The organism is Polaromonas glacialis, from assembly GCF_000709345.1.
GTDB classification, from domain to species: Bacteria; Pseudomonadota; Gammaproteobacteria; order Burkholderiales; family Burkholderiaceae_C; genus Polaromonas; species Polaromonas glacialis.
On sequence record NZ_KL448323.1, the window covers coordinates 90096 to 104274 of the forward strand.

Sequence of the window (14179 nt, forward strand, 5' to 3'; positions counted from 1 at the left end):
AGGTATCAGTCATCCGGCGCGCCGGACGCCTGATCCATCGGGCATGGCATCAAGCTTGCTGCAAGCGCTGCGTTCAGGCCGGTAGCCAGGATGCAAAGCAAGGAAAATGCCGCGCCGCCGAACGCGCTCTCGCGTGACCCCTGTGCTCTTGAAAACATAGCTGACCATGCCCATAGTGTGTGCGTATACAGGCTAAAAGCCTGAAAAAAACAAGTTATCCGGACCATCAGAATTCCCATGACCGCTCCTTCCACCTTCGCGGCCCCCGGCACTGCCCCGGCGCCCCGGCTTCAGCTTGCCGGCATCAGCAAAAGCTATCCGGGCGTGGTCGCCAACAGCGACATTGCGCTCAGCGTGCTGCCCGGCCAGATCCATGCGGTGCTGGGCGAAAACGGCGCCGGCAAGTCCACGCTGATGAAGATCATCTACGGCTCGGTCAAGCCCGACGCCGGCAGCATGGCCATCGACGGCCAGAGCGTGGCGGTGCGCAATCCGCAAGAGGCGCGCGCGCTGGGCATCAGCATGGTGTTCCAGCATTTCAGCCTGTTCGACACGCTGACGGTGGCCGAAAACGTCTGGCTCGGGCTGGGCAAGCACTTGAGCCTGGCCGACGTGTCCCGGCGCATCCTGGAAACCACCCAGGCCTACGGCCTGCAGCTGGACCCGACGCGGCCGGTGCATACGCTGAGCGTCGGCGAGCGCCAGCGCGTCGAGATCGTTCGCGCGCTGCTGACGAATCCCAAACTCTTGATCCTGGACGAACCGACGTCGGTGCTCACGCCGCAGGCGGTTGAAAACCTGTTCGTCACCCTGCGCAAGCTGGCCTTTGAGGGCTGCAGCATCTTGTACATCAGCCACAAGCTGCACGAAATCCGCGCGCTGTGCACCGCCTGCACCGTGCTGCGCGCCGGCCGGGTAGCGGGCGAATGCGACCCGCGCGAGGAATCGAACGCGTCGCTCAGCCGGCTGATGATCGGCGCCGAGCCGCCCGCGCTGGAGCGCCGCGTCGTGAAAACCGGCGACATCGTGCTCGATGTCAGGCAGCTTGACCTGGCGAAGGAGGACCAGTTCGGCGTTGACCTGAGCCAGGTGGCGCTGCAGGTGCGCGCCGGCGAGGTGGTCGGCATTGCCGGCGTGTCGGGCAACGGCCAGAAGGAACTGCTGTATGCGCTGTCGGGCGAGGACACGCGCGCCGCGAGCGACGCGATCACCGTCAGGGGTCAAGGCGCCGGCCGGATGAGCCCGGCGCGCCGGCGCCGTCTCGGCCTGCATTTCGTTCCAGAGGAAAGGCTGGGGCGCGGCGCCGTGCCGACCTTGTCGCTGGCGCGCAACCTGCTGCTCACGCGCCGGGACGCGGTGTCTTCCAGCGGCTGGATCAGCGGCGGCAGGCTGCTGGCGCAGGCCCGGCAGACGATTGAACGCTACAAGGTCAAGTGCGGCGGGCCGCAGGCGGTGGCCAAGTCGCTGTCGGGCGGCAACCTGCAAAAATTCATCATGGGCCGCGAGATCGATGCCCAACCGGCGCTGCTGATCGTCTCGCAGCCGACCTGGGGCGTCGATGTGGGCGCGTCCAGCCAGATTCGCGGCGAACTGCTCAAGCTGGCGGGCGCCGGCTGCGCGGTGCTGGTGGTCAGCGAGGAACTTGACGAGCTGTTCGAGATCTGCGACCGGCTGTACGTCATGGCCAAGGGCCAGCTGTCGCCTTCGCTGCCGCGCGCCGACGCGACGGTCGAAAAAGTCGGCTTGTGGATGAGCGGCCTGTGGGCGCCAGCCGCCACGTCAGGGAGTGCGGCATGAAGTTAGAGATGCGGCCGCAGCCGTCACCCTTCTGGAGCTACGCATCGCCCATCCTGGCGCTTTTGCTGACCGTGGCCATCGGCATAGGCTTGTTTCTGGCGCTGGGCAAGGACCCGGTCAAGGGCCTGCAGGTGTTTTTCTGGGAGCCGCTCAAGTCGTCCTATGCAATAGGCGAATTGCTGGTCAAGGCCACGCCGCTGCTGATCATCGCGCTGGGGCTGGCGGTGTGCTTTCGCTCGAATGTCTGGAATATCGGCGCCGAAGGGCAGTTTGTCATCGGCGCGCTGGCGGCTGGCGGCGTGGCGCTGCTGGCCGACAAGACCACCGGGCCGTGGATCATTCCGGCGATTCTGCTGGCGGGCGTGCTGGGCGGCATGTTCTGGGCCGGCATCACCGCCTTTTTGCGCGATCGTTTCAATGCCAATGAAATCCTGGTGAGCCTGATGCTGGTCTATGTGGCCGGCCTGATCCTGAACTACATGGTGTTCGGCCCGTGGAAAGACCCGAACGGCTACAACTTTCCGCAAACCAGGAACTTCGAGGCGGTCACGCAGATTCCCCGGCTGATGGCCGGCTCGCGCGTGACGATTGGCATCGTGCTGGCGCTGGCCGGCGTGGGCGCCTTGTGGCTGTACCTGTACCGCACCTATGCCGGCTTTGCGCAGGAGGTCAGCGGCCTGGCGCCTGCGGCCGCCCGCTATGCCGGGTTTTCGTCGCGCCGCGCGCTGTGGGTGGCGCTCTTGATCTCGGGCGGCGCGGCCGGGCTGGCCGGTGCGCTGGAAGTCGCCGGGCCGATTGGCCAGCTCACGCCCTACGTGCCGGCGGGCTACGGCTTTGCCGCCATCATCGTCGCCTTTGTCGGCCGGCTGCATCCGGTGGGCGTGGTGTTTTCCGCCATGTTGATGAGCATGTTCTACATCGGCGGCGAGCTGGCGCAGTCGCGCCTGGGCCTGCCCAAGTCGATCACCGGCGTGTTCCAGGGCCTGCTGCTGTTCAACCTGCTGGCCTGCGACACCCTGATTGCCTACCGCTTGCGGCTGTCCCGGCCGCTTCCCCTTTCCACCCAGGGAGCGCGCTGATGGATTCCACCGCCTTGCTGCTGGCCTCGACCTTAAGTGCCGGCACCGTGCTGGCGATTGCCTCGCTCGGCCTGCTGATCAATGAAAAGGCCGGCATCGTCAACCTCGGCGCCGAGGGCATGATGCTGTGCGCCGCCATCGCCGGCTTTGCCACCGTGGTGCATACCGGCAACAGCTGGCTGGGCTTTGCCGCCGGCATGGCCGCCGGGGCTTTTCTGGCCGCCATTTTTGGCGCGCTGGTGATCTGGCTCAACACCAACCAGTACGCCACCGGGCTGGCGCTGACGATGTTCGGCGCCGGCTTTTCGGCCTTTGCCGGCATCAACTATGTGCAGGAAAAGCTGCCCGAACAAACGCTCTACCCGATTCCGCTGCTGGCCGACATTCCCTTCATCGGCCCGGCGCTGTTCCGCCAGCATCCGATGGTCTACATCGCGATGGCACTGACCGCCGGGCTGATCTGGTTTTTGTACCGCACGCGCGCCGGCTTGGTGCTGCGCTCGGTCGGCGAGAGCCCCGAGTCGGCGCATGCGCTGGGCTACCCGGTGCGGCGCATCCGCCTGGCCGCCGTGGTGGCCGGCGGCGCGCTGTGCGGCCTGGCCGGCGCCTATGTGTCGGTGGTCTACACGCCGCTGTGGGTCGAGGGCATGATTGCAGGCAAGGGCTGGATCGCGCTGGCGCTGACCACCTTTGCCACATGGCGCCCGGCGCGCGTCTTGCTTGGCGCCTACCTGTTCGGCGGCGTGACGATGCTGCAGTTCCACCTGCAGGGGCTGGGCGTCGATGTGCCGCCGCAGTTTTTGTCGATGCTGCCCTACCTGGCGACCATCGTGGTGCTGGTGCTGATTTCGCGCAATCCCCTGTGGATACGCATCAACATGCCGACTTCCATCGGCAAGCCGTTTTACCCCGGCGCCTGAGTTTTTCGCGCCCGATAATGGCGCTTGCCCAAGCCTGGCGTGACCGATTTTTTTGACCCTTGAATGAAAGCGACATGACATGACAGACCTGCAAAAACGCTCCCTGCTCAAGCTGGCCGCCCTCTCGGCGGTGGCTGTGGCCGCCCTCGCGGGTTGCGGCAAGAAAGAGGAAGCGGCGCCTGCGCCCGCACCGGCGCCAGCCGCTGCTGCCCCGGCCAAGGCCGCACCCCTGAAAATCGCTTTTGCCTATGTCGGCCCGGTCGGCGACGGCGGCTGGACCTACGCGCATGACAACGGCCGCAAGGCGGTTGAAAAGGAATTCGGCGACAAGGTCGTCACCAGTTTTGTCGAAAAAGTTCCCGAGTCGGCCGATGCCGAGCGCGTGATCCGCGACATGGCCTCTCAAGGCGCGCAGCTGATCTTTGGCACCACCTTCGGCTACATGGAGCCCATGCTCAAGGTCGCCGCCGACCTGAAGGATGTCAAGTTCGAGCACGCCACCGGCTACAAGACCGCCGCCAACCTGCGCACCTACGACAGCCGCACCTACGAAGGCGCCTACATGGCCGGCGTCGTGGCCGGCAAGATGAGCAAGACCGGCACGCTGGGCGTGGTCGGCTCGGTGCCTATTCCTGAAGTGGTGCGCAACATCAACAGCTTCACGCTGGGCGCGCAGTCGGTGAATCCGAAAATCACGACCAAGGTGGTCTGGGTGAACGAATGGTTCAACCCGCCCAAGGAAACCGAAGCCGCCACGGCCTTGATCAACGGCGGCGCCGACGTGCTGTTCCAGAACACCGACTCGTCGGCCGTGCTGCAGACCGCCGAGAAGATGGGCAAGCGCGCCTTCGGCTGGGATTCGGACATGACCGCCTACGGCCCCAAGGCCCACCTGGCATCGGCCGTGATCAACTGGGGTCCGTACTACGTCAAGTCCGTGGGCGAGGCGCTCGAAGGCAAGTGGACCGGCGGCACCTCAGCCTGGTGGGGCGTGAAGGAAGGCGCGATTGACCTGGTGTCCATCGCCGCCGACGTGCCCGACGACACGAAAAAGCGCATCGACGAAGTCAAGGCCGGCCTGAAGGACGGCAGCTTTTCCATCTGGAAAGGCCCGATCATGGACAACACCGGCAAGGAACTTTTGCCTAAGGACGTGGTCGCCGACGACAAGTTCCTGGGCGGCCTGAAGACCTATGTGAAGGGCGTCGAAGGCAAGGTGCCCGGCGGCTGATCCCCGGCTTGCCCCCTTCCCAAAGGGGAGGGCGCAAAACAGAGATACTTGCGGGCTGCCTTCGGGCAGCCTTTTCTTTTTCCGGAGTTGCCATGACGCCAGTCAAACCCGTTGCCGCCGACCGCTTGCCCGCGCTGCTCAGGCAGATGCCCAAGGCCGAACTGCACATCCACATCGAAGGCTCGCTGGAGCCCGAACTGATCTTTGCGCTCGCCAGGCGCAACGGCGTGCAGATTCCGTATGCCAGCGTGGACGAGCTGCGCAGCGCCTATGCCTTCACCAATCTGCAGAGCTTTCTGGACATCTACTACGCCGGCGCCAGCGTGCTGATCACCGAGCAGGATTTCTACGACATGGCGCGCGCCTATCTTGTCAAGGCGGCGCAGGACAACGTGGTTCACACCGAACTGTTTTTCGACCCGCAGACGCACACGGCGCGCGGCGTGCGCATGGAAACGGTCATCAACGGCCTGCACCGCGCCTGCGTCGATGCGCAGGCGGAACTGGGCGTGAGCGCGTCGCTGATCCTGTGTTTTTTGCGCCATCTGAGCGAGGAAGACGCTTTTGCATCGCTGGAGCAGGCGCTGCCCTTTCGGGACTTGATTCTCGGCATCGGCCTTGATTCGGGCGAGGTCGGCAACCCGCCCGAGAAGTTCGCCAGAGTGTTCGCCCGCTGCCGCGAACTCGGCTTTCACCTGGTCGCGCATGCCGGCGAGGAAGGCCCGCCGGCCTATGTCTGGACCGCGCTCGATGTGCTGAAGGTCGAGCGCATCGACCACGGCGTGCAGTCGAGCAAGGACGCGCTGCTGATGCAGCGGCTGGCCAGGGACCGCATCGCGCTGACGGTCTGCCCGCTGTCCAACCTCAAGCTGTGCGTGTTCCCCGACCTGGCCAGCCACAACCTGCGCCAGCTGCTGGACGCCGGGCTGGCGGCCACGGTCAATTCCGACGACCCGGCGTATTTTGGCGGCTATATGAATGAGAACTTCACGCAGACCTTTGCCGCCGGCCCGCTCAATGCCCAGCACGCCTACACCTTGGCGCGCAACAGTTTCGAGGCCAGCTTCATCGACGACGCGGCCAAGCGGCGCCATATCGACCGGCTGGATGCGACTTTCGAGGCTTTCCAGTAGCGCGCATGGCTTTTCGCCCGGACAACCACTTTTTTGTTATCAAATAGGCCTTTGTCGCACGCCTGGTATGTGCAAGCAGCTATGGATTAAGTAGCAAAAATCGCCGGGCATCTTGAACGCCGGAGCCCGCCGATGCGCACAGGACGACCGAATTTCCAGCGCAGCTTGTCCAATGAAGCTTTCACGAATTTACTTATAGTGCTGTCACATCGCGCACGTTGTTGCAGTGATGAAGCCGGTCCCTGGATGTGAAATGAACAATACAGATGCTTGAGCCCATAAAACCGCCGGACGAATGGGGCCGCGTGGCCGAACTGCACAACTTGTGCCTGCTCGATACGCCGCCAGAAGAACGCTTTGATCGTCTCACGCGCATTGCGCAGCGCCTGTTCGGCGTGCGTATCGTGCTGGTGTCGCTGATCGACGATGAACGCCAGTGGTTCAAGTCGAGCCAGGGGCTCGATGCACGGGAAACCCCTCGAAACATCTCGTTTTGCGGCCACGCGATTCTGGCCGATGGCGCTTTTGTCGTGGAAGACGCGTCGCTTGATCCGCGTTTCGCCGACAACCCGCTGGTGACGGGCCCGCTGGGCATCCGTTTTTACGCAGGCATGCCGCTGAAGGGGCCGCAAGGCCACAAAGTCGGCACCCTGTGCCTGATTGACCCGACGCCGCGAGAATTCAGCCCCGAAGATGCGGCTGCTCTGCACGACCTGGCGGAACTGGTCATGCTCGAACTCACGAACAAGGCCTTGACGCTGGCGGTCAATTCCGCCCGGGAGAGCGAGTCCAGGCTGCGCCAGATCACCGACACCGTGCCCGCCCTGATTGCCTACCGGGACCGCCAGCAGCGGTTCTGCTTTCACAACCGGGCCTATGAAGAACTCTTCAACCTGAGCGCCAGGCAGATCAAGGGCCGCACCTTTGCCGAACTGGCTGGCCCGCAAGCCAACGATCGGGTACAGGACAAATTCGAGGAGGTGCTGCGCGGCCATCCGGTTCGCTACGAACAGTCGTTCAGGAACCGGCTGGGCGAGCTGCGCATCTACGACATGCAGTACGCCCCGCGTTATGGCGAAGGAACCGAGAAAGACCGGGTCATCGGTTTTTACTCGCTGGGCGCGGACATCACCGAGCTCAAGCGGATCAACCGCATGAAAACCGAATTCATCTCCACCGTCAGCCATGAACTGCGCACGCCGCTGACCTCCATCCGGGGATCGCTGGGGCTGGTGCTGGGCGGCGTGGCCGGTGAACTGCCCGACGCGGTCAAAAGCCTGCTGGACATCGCAAACAACAACTGCGAACGCCTGATCCGCCTGATCAACGACATCCTGGACAGCGAAAAAATCGAGTCCGGCAAGATGCAGCTGGAGCTGAAGGTCGTCAACATGGCGCAACTGGTGCAGCAGGCCATGACCGCCAACGAAGGCTTTGCCGACCAGCACGGCGTGAAGCTGGTGCTGCAAGCGCCCGACGATTCGCTGCAGGCGAGCGTGGACAGCGACCGGCTGGTGCAGGTCGTGACCAACCTGTTGTCCAATGCCGTCAAGTTTTCACCGCCTGATGGCACGGTGACCGTGAAGGTGTTGCAGGTCGCGCAGGGCGTCCGTGTCGAGGTGGTTGACTGCGGCCCGGGCATTCCCGATGAATTTCGCGACCGTATCTTCGAGAAGTTCTCGCAGGCCGATGCTTCCGACAGCCGGCAAAAAGGCGGCACCGGCCTGGGGCTCAATATTTCACAGGCCCTGGTCCACAAGATGGGCGGCCAGATCGGCTTTGCCAGCAGGGCCGGCGCGGGTTCCACGTTTTTCTTCGAGCTCCCCGAATGGCGCAACCCGGAACCGGCGGTGCAACTTCCGCCTGCCGCTGTTCAGCCCGTCCGCGCGCGGCCACGCATCCTGGTCTGCGAGAGCGATCCGGACGTTGCACGCCTGATCCGCATGATGCTCGAAAAAGCGGGGTTCGATTCGGAAATGGTGCATGGCGCGTCGCAGGCGCTGGAACGCGTGGTGCTCGGTGGCTTCGTGGCCCTGACCGTGGACTTGAATCTCCAGGGCAGCGCGGCCTTCATCAATGCCTTGCGCGCCGATGAACGGACACGCCATCTGCCGGTCGTGGCGATCTCGGCCATGGCCGGGGAAGGGCGCCTGCAATTCAACCAAAAACTGCTCACGGTGTCGGACTGGCTTGAAAAACCCATCGACGAAAGCCGGCTGGTACACAGCGTGCGCCGCGCCGTGGCCAGCTCGAAAAGCGCAAAGCCGCGCATCCTGCATGTCGAAGACGATCCTGATATCCAGAGCATCGTTGCCGCCATCGTTCAGGACAATGCCGTGTTCGAGTTTTCGGCCACGCTCCATGAAGCCCGTGCCCGGCTGCGCGAGAACTCCTTTGACCTGATACTGCTGGACCTTGCGCTTGGCAAGGATTCGGGCTGGAGCCTGTTCGAGGACATCGACCAACTCACCCCCAGGCCGCCGGTGATCGTGTTTTCTGCCAGTGATGAAGACCCGGCTCAAAGAAAAAAGGTTGCAGCGGTTCTGGTCAAATCCAACACTTCCAACACCGAATTGCTCAATGCAATACAGCGCGCGCTCCTGATTCCCGAAAATTCCGGGAACCCCGGGCGCATTCATCCCAAAAATCAAGATTGACCATGTCCTCACCGCTTTGCCGCATCCTTTATGTTGAAGACCAGCCTGACATCCGCCTGGTGGCCAAGATGGCGCTGGAGGTCGTCGGGGGATTTACCGTCGTGGCCTGCGCTTCGGGCCAGGAGGCGCTCAATTGCGCCCCGGACGCCATGGCCGATCTGCTGCTGCTGGACGTGATGATGCCCGGCATGGACGGGCCCAGCACCTTGCAGGCCTTGCGCAAGCTTCCCGCCACGGCGCAGACACCGGTCATCTTCATGACCGCCAAGGTGCAGGCCGCCGAAGTGGCGCTCTACAAGTCGATGGGCGCGCTGGAGGTGATTTCCAAACCATTCGACCCGATGAAGCTGTCTGAACAACTACGCCAGGTATGGGCGGCGCGCCCTTGATAATCGACCCTGGCCTGACTTTGGGCTGAGCTGAAGCAAAAAAGACAGACACCTGGCATGGCGCTTTCGACAAACCAACCCATTTCCGCAACGCCGTCCGGCGCATGGCCGATTGCCCTGGCCGGGCTGGTGTCGCTGGCCGTGGCCATGGGCATCGGCCGGTTTGCCTTCACGCCCCTCCTGCCGATGATGCTCAGCGACGGCGTGGTCGATCTGCCGGGCGCCAGCTGGCTGGCCAGCGCCAATTATTTTGGCTACATGCTGGGCGCCATTTTCTGCACGCTCCAGCCCTGGATCTGGGCGCGCCTGCGCTGGCTGCCGGCGCTGGCCTTTTCGTCGCTGGTGCGCGCCGGCCTGCTGGCGACCGGCGCCCTGACGCTGGCGATGGCCTGGCCTTTTCCGGCCGCCTGGCCGGCGCTGCGCTTTGCCGCCGGCGTGACCAGCGCGGTGGTGTTTGTCTACACCTCGGGCTGGTGCCTTGCCCGCCTGTCGCGGCTGGGCGTGCCCAGCATGGGCGGCATGATCTACGCCGGTCCCGGCGCTGGCATTGTCGTGAGCGGCCTGCTGGCCAGCGCCATGGTGGCGCAGCACTTGGCGGCGGCTGCCGGCTGGGTGGTGGTGGGCCTGCTGGCCTTCGGGCTGTCAGCGACCGTGTGGCGAATTTTTCGCGGCGGCGACGAACGCCTGAAGGCGCTCGGCGCGCCAGGCCCGCAAGCGGCCAGCTTGTCCGCAACTGCAAATCATGGCCCGGCTGAAATGGCCGTGCTGACGCTGGCCTACAGCCTGGCCGGTTTCGGCTACATCATCACGGCGACCTTCCTGCCGGTGATTGCTAGAGCAGCGCTGCCCGGTTCGGCCTGGCTCGACCTGTTCTGGCCGATCTTCGGCCTGGGCGTCATGACCGGTGCGCTGCTGGCCACGCGCCTGCCGCACGGCGACATGCGGGTGCGCCTGGGCATTTGCTATGCGGTGCAGGCGCTGGGCATTTTCGCCAGCTTGTGGAGTCCGAGCCTGGCCGGCTTTGTCGTCGGCAGCCTGCTGCTGGGCATTCCGTTTACCGCGATCACCTTTTTCGGGGTGCAGGAGGTGCGGCGCCTGCGCCCGGCCACAGCCCCCGCCTTTATCGGCCTGCTGACGGCGGCCTACGGCGTGGGCCAGATTGCCGGCCCGCCGCTGGTGGCGCTGCTGCTCAGGCACAGCGCGACCACCGGCGAAGGCTTCACGCTGTCGCTTGAGATTGCCGCCAGCGCCCTGCTGGTCGGCGCAGTCATGTATGCCTGGATGGTGCGCGCTTATCCAGTTTTGAAATAAAACGCTAAAATCACGGCTTCACCAGCGCGCTGTCCCGGCGCACTGGTGTTTTTATTTTCCGGGACCATGTAGAGGACCACCATGTATAAAAACCTCGCCGCCACGCTCGTGGCCGCCTGTTTTTTTTCTCCCGCTTTTTCCCAATCCCCGGCGCCAGCGCCTTTGAAGATCGGCTTTGTCTATGTCGCGCCCGTCACCGAGGCCGGCTGGGTTCGCCAGCACGACGAAGCGCGCAAGGCCGTCGAGGCGGCGCTGGGCAGCCAGGTGCAGACCACCCATGTCGACAACGTCGCCGAAGGCGCTGACGCCGAACGGGTGATCCGCGACCTGGCCAGCCAGGGCCACCGGCTGATCTTCACGCCCAGCTTTGGCTACATGGAGCCGACGCTCAAGGTCGCCAAAGACTTTCCCGACGTGAAGTTCGAATCCATCACCGGCTACAAGACCGCGCCCAACGTGGCGGTAGCCAATGCGCGTTATTACGAAGGCCGTTACCTGGCCGGCATTGCCGCCGGACGGCTGGCGGGCAGCGCCGGCTATGTGGCGGGCTTTGCGATTCCCGAGGTGATCCAGGGCATCAACGCCTTCACGCTGGGCATGCGCTCGGTCAACCCGCAGGCGACGGTCAAGGTGGTCTGGCTGGGCGCCTGGTTCGACCCGCCGCGCGAGCGCGAAGCGGCCATGGCGCTGTTCAATCAGGGCGTGGAAGTGATCGCCTTTCACACCGGCTCGACCGCCGTGATGAGCGCCGCGCAAGAGCGCGGCAAGCTGGCGATTGCCTACCATTCCGACATGCGCAAGGTCGCGCCCGACGCGCAGCTGCTGGCCATCACCCACCAGTGGGGCGACTACTACACCGGCCGCGCCAAAGCCGTGCTGGATGGTCGCTGGAAAAGCGCCGCGCTCTGGGGCGGCGTGAAGGAGGGAATGATCCGCGTGGACAGCTTCGGCCCCAAAGTGCCGAAACAGGTCGCCGACGAAGTGCTGGCCCGCCAGCGCGACATCGCCGCCGGCCGGCTGCATCCGTTCAAGGCACGAGGCGCGCTGCTTGACAACGAAGGCCGTGAAGTGCTGGCCGCCGGCCGGGCGCTGAGCGACGAACAGATCCTGAACATGAACTTCCTGGTGCAGGGCGTTCAGGGCAAGCTGAACCCATAAACGAGATCAACACCATGAGCTACCAGGTCAAGGAAATTTTCTACACGCTGCAGGGCGAGGGCAGCCATGCCGGCCGTCCTGCGGTTTTTTGCCGTTTCGCCGGCTGCAACCTGTGGTCGGGACGCGAGCCAGATCGCGCCAGCGCCGTCTGCCGGTTTTGCGACACCGACTTCGTTGGCACCGACGGCACGCTGGGCGGCAAGTTCCGGGATGCCGACGCGCTGGCCCGCCAGATCGAGGCCCAGTGGCCCGCCGGCGACAGCGCGCACCGCTTTGTCGTGATGACCGGCGGCGAGCCGCTGCTGCAGGTGGACAGCGCGTTGATCGAAGCGCTGCATGCGCGCGGCTTTCAGATCGCGGTGGAAACCAACGGCACGATCGCCGCGCCGCCCGGCATCGACTGGATCTGCGTCAGCCCCAAGGCCGGCGCGCCATGGGTCCAGCGCGAAGGCGATGAGCTGAAGGTCGTCTGGCCGCAGCCGGCGCTTGACTGGGCTGAACTGCAGGCGGCCAATTTCAGTCATCGCTACCTGCAGCCGATGGACAACGCCGCGCGCCAGGAAAATACCCAGGCCTGCATCGCGCTGTGCCTGGCCCAGCCCGCCTGGCGCCTGAGCTTGCAAACCCACAAGATCACCGGCATCCGATGAACGATAGGTCAACGCCCATGGTCTGCGAGATCAGCCAGTCCTTCTTTTTCGACGCCGCGCACACGCTGGACCGCGCCATCGAAACCGCCAGCAGCAAACGCATCCACGGCCACACCTACAACGCCGAGGTGTTCTTGACCGGCCAGCCCGATCCGGCCACCGGCATGGTGATCGACCTCGGGCTGGTGCGCCGCGAGGTGGCGCTGCTGCGCGAGCAACTCGACCACCACCTGCTTGACGAAGTGCCGGGCCTGGGGCCGCCGACGCTGGAAAACCTGTGCCAGTTCATCTTCAGCAAACTGCTGCCCGCGCTGCCGGCCTTGAGCTCGGTGCGGGTCTGGCGCGTGTCGATTGGCGATGGCTGCCGGGTGACCCGGCCGCTGTGATCGGGTAATCTTGACGCGATGAAAGCCTACCGCGCCTCGATTCTTCATTTTCCCGATCCTGCGCTCCCCCGGGCGGCGCTGGAAGCCGACGGCCTGCTGGTCGTCGGTCCGGACGCCCGGGGCCGGCAGGTGGTGCAGGCGCTCGGCCCTTACGCCGAACTGGCGTCGCGCTTTGCCGGCGTGCCGACCGAGCATTTCCCCGGCCGCATCATCGCGCCGGGCTTTGTCGATCTGCACCTCCATTTTCCGCAAGTCGATGTGATCGGCTCGCCCGCCGAGGGCTTGCTGCCGTGGCTTGAAAACTACACCTTTCCCCAGGAAAAACGCTTCTCTGCGCACGGCCACAGTGCGCAGGTAGCTACATTTTTCATAGCAGAGCTGCTGCGCAACGGCGTCACCACGGCGCTGGCCTTTGCCAGCTCGCATCCCGAATCGGTCGATGCGCTGTTTGCCGAGGCGCAAAAAAACAATCTGCGCCTGATCGCCGGCAAGGTGCTGATGGACCAGCACGCGCCCGACGGCGTGCGCGACGAGACGCAGCAAAGCCTGCTCGACACCGAGGCGCTGATCCGGCGCTGGCACGGCGTGGACCGGCTGGGTTATGCCATCACGCCGCGTTTCGTGCCCAGTTGCAGCGCCGCCCAGTTGCGCGGCGCCGGCGAACTGGCCGCCAAGTATCCGGACGTGTGGATTCAGTCGCACGTCGCCGAAAACAAGGATGAAGTCGCCTGGGTCAAGGGCCTGTATCCCGAGGCGCGTAGTTATTTAAGCGTGTACGAGCAGTTCGGCCTGATGCGCCCGCGCGCCATCTACGCCCACTGCATTCACTTCGACGACGAAGACCGGGCGCTGATGCGCAGCACGGGCGCGGCCGCCGCCGTCAGCCCGACCAGCAACCTGTTCCTGGGCAGCGGATTTTTCGACTATGCCGGCGCCGACCGCGTGGGTTTTGACTATGGGCTGGCCAGCGACGTCGGCGGCGGCACGTCGTTCAGTCCGTTTCACACCATGCTGGCGGCGTATTACGTTGGCCGCGAAGGGCAGACCAAGACCGGCGTTTCCCTGAGCCCGCAACACCTGTGGTGGCAGCACACGGGGGGCGCCGCGCAGGCGCTGGGCCTGGGAGGCGTGGTGGGCAACGTGCTACCCGGCTGCGAGGCCGACTTTGTCGTGCTCAATCCGCAGGCTACGGCACTGCTGGCGCGCCGCGCCTCGCAGGCGTCCAGCCTGGACGAGCTGCTGTTTTCAATGATCGTGCTCGGGGACGACCGGCTGGTCGAAAAAACCGTGATTTCGCAGGCCGGTGGCGCAGGGCTGCTGAAATAGGCCGGATTCATGATGAAAAAGGTATTTTGCGCAGGCAGGACGGGCGAAGTAAGCTATTGAATAGATAGCGTGATAACGGGCCGGTCTGCTGGCCGTTAAAGACGCCCTGGCGCGCCGCTTGTGCAATCCAGCCTGCCTACAA

13 protein-coding genes are annotated in these 14179 nt (G+C 64.6%); 12 read left to right on the top strand and 1 reads right to left on the bottom strand.

Annotated features, from left to right (window positions below; translation table 11 throughout):
- Positions 1 to 5: 5 nt before the first annotated feature.
- A complete protein-coding gene (locus tag EC86_RS28435; protein ID WP_156955156.1) occupies positions 6 to 239 on the bottom strand; it encodes a hypothetical protein in 234 nt (77 codons plus the stop codon).
- Between EC86_RS28435 and EC86_RS0100765 the strand changes: the two genes are divergently transcribed.
- The 12 genes from EC86_RS0100765 (at position 238) to guaD (ending at position 14037) form a co-directional block, all read left to right on the top strand.
- Complete coding sequence (locus tag EC86_RS0100765; RefSeq protein ID WP_029523816.1) at positions 238 to 1797, top strand: ABC transporter ATP-binding protein; 1560 nt, start codon at positions 238 to 240, stop codon at positions 1795 to 1797. The two genes, EC86_RS28435 and EC86_RS0100765, sit on opposite strands and share 2 nt — an antisense overlap.
- The gene (locus EC86_RS0100770) at positions 1794 to 2876 is read left to right on the top strand and encodes an ABC transporter permease (RefSeq protein WP_029523817.1); all 1083 of its coding nucleotides are present in this window, start codon (positions 1794 to 1796) and stop codon (positions 2874 to 2876) included. The genes EC86_RS0100765 and EC86_RS0100770 overlap by 4 nt, the downstream gene beginning before the upstream one ends.
- Positions 2876 to 3796 carry an ABC transporter permease gene (locus EC86_RS0100775; RefSeq protein WP_029523818.1) on the top strand — a complete coding sequence of 307 codons (921 nt, stop codon included), beginning with the start codon at positions 2876 to 2878 and terminating at the stop codon, positions 3794 to 3796. Before EC86_RS0100770 ends, EC86_RS0100775 begins: the two co-directional genes overlap by 1 nt.
- Before the next feature lie 79 nt (positions 3797 to 3875).
- Positions 3876 to 5027: a BMP family ABC transporter substrate-binding protein gene (locus EC86_RS0100780; RefSeq protein ID WP_029523819.1), complete on the top strand. Its 1152-nt coding sequence runs from the start codon at positions 3876 to 3878 to the stop codon at positions 5025 to 5027.
- Between the two features lie 92 nt (positions 5028 to 5119).
- Complete coding sequence (locus tag EC86_RS0100785) at positions 5120 to 6160, top strand: adenosine deaminase (RefSeq protein WP_029523820.1); 1041 nt, start codon at positions 5120 to 5122, stop codon at positions 6158 to 6160.
- Between the two features lie 266 nt (positions 6161 to 6426).
- Entirely contained in the window at positions 6427 to 8817 is a 2391-nt protein-coding gene (locus EC86_RS25775) for an ATP-binding protein (protein WP_051675654.1), read from the top strand.
- Positions 8818 to 8819: 2 nt separating this feature from the next.
- Positions 8820 to 9206 (top strand): response regulator, encoded by a 387-nt coding sequence (locus EC86_RS0100795; RefSeq protein ID WP_029523822.1) that lies wholly within the window; start codon positions 8820 to 8822, stop codon positions 9204 to 9206.
- 57 nt (positions 9207 to 9263) lie between these two features.
- Positions 9264 to 10517 (top strand): YbfB/YjiJ family MFS transporter, encoded by a 1254-nt coding sequence (locus EC86_RS0100800; protein WP_029523823.1) that lies wholly within the window; start codon positions 9264 to 9266, stop codon positions 10515 to 10517.
- Positions 10518 to 10598: 81 nt separating this feature from the next.
- The gene (locus EC86_RS0100805; protein ID WP_029523824.1) at positions 10599 to 11675 is read left to right on the top strand and encodes a BMP family ABC transporter substrate-binding protein; all 1077 of its coding nucleotides are present in this window, start codon (positions 10599 to 10601) and stop codon (positions 11673 to 11675) included.
- Positions 11676 to 11689: 14 nt separating this feature from the next.
- Positions 11690 to 12325 carry a 7-carboxy-7-deazaguanine synthase gene (gene queE, locus EC86_RS0100810; protein ID WP_029523825.1) on the top strand — a complete coding sequence of 212 codons (636 nt, stop codon included), beginning with the start codon at positions 11690 to 11692 and terminating at the stop codon, positions 12323 to 12325.
- Between the two features lie 17 nt (positions 12326 to 12342).
- Positions 12343 to 12711, top strand: a complete 369-nt coding sequence (locus EC86_RS0100815) for a 6-carboxytetrahydropterin synthase (RefSeq protein ID WP_029523826.1) — start codon at positions 12343 to 12345, stop codon at positions 12709 to 12711.
- A gap of 18 nt (positions 12712 to 12729) precedes the next feature.
- A complete protein-coding gene (gene guaD / locus EC86_RS0100820) occupies positions 12730 to 14037 on the top strand; it encodes a guanine deaminase (protein ID WP_029523827.1) in 1308 nt (435 codons plus the stop codon).
- The last annotated feature ends 142 nt before the right edge of the window (positions 14038 to 14179 follow it).

Coding starts and splice junctions, on each gene's coding strand:
- queE (WP_029523825.1), top strand. CDS start 11,690: ATGAGCTACCAGGTCAAGGAAATTTTCTACACGCTGCAGGGCGAGGGC.
- EC86_RS0100795 (WP_029523822.1), top strand. CDS start 8,820: ATGTCCTCACCGCTTTGCCGCATCCTTTATGTTGAAGACCAGCCTGAC.
- EC86_RS0100775 (WP_029523818.1), top strand. CDS start 2,876: ATGGATTCCACCGCCTTGCTGCTGGCCTCGACCTTAAGTGCCGGCACC.
- EC86_RS0100785 (WP_029523820.1), top strand. CDS start 5,120: ATGACGCCAGTCAAACCCGTTGCCGCCGACCGCTTGCCCGCGCTGCTC.
- EC86_RS28435 (WP_156955156.1), bottom strand. CDS start 239: ATGGGAATTCTGATGGTCCGGATAACTTGTTTTTTTCAGGCTTTTAGC.
- EC86_RS25775 (WP_051675654.1), top strand. CDS start 6,427: ATGCTTGAGCCCATAAAACCGCCGGACGAATGGGGCCGCGTGGCCGAA.
- EC86_RS0100765 (WP_029523816.1), top strand. CDS start 238: ATGACCGCTCCTTCCACCTTCGCGGCCCCCGGCACTGCCCCGGCGCCC.
- guaD (WP_029523827.1), top strand. CDS start 12,730: ATGAAAGCCTACCGCGCCTCGATTCTTCATTTTCCCGATCCTGCGCTC.
- EC86_RS0100780 (WP_029523819.1), top strand. CDS start 3,876: ATGACAGACCTGCAAAAACGCTCCCTGCTCAAGCTGGCCGCCCTCTCG.
- EC86_RS0100800 (WP_029523823.1), top strand. CDS start 9,264: ATGGCGCTTTCGACAAACCAACCCATTTCCGCAACGCCGTCCGGCGCA.
- EC86_RS0100805 (WP_029523824.1), top strand. CDS start 10,599: ATGTATAAAAACCTCGCCGCCACGCTCGTGGCCGCCTGTTTTTTTTCT.
- EC86_RS0100815 (WP_029523826.1), top strand. CDS start 12,343: ATGGTCTGCGAGATCAGCCAGTCCTTCTTTTTCGACGCCGCGCACACG.
- EC86_RS0100770 (WP_029523817.1), top strand. CDS start 1,794: ATGAAGTTAGAGATGCGGCCGCAGCCGTCACCCTTCTGGAGCTACGCA.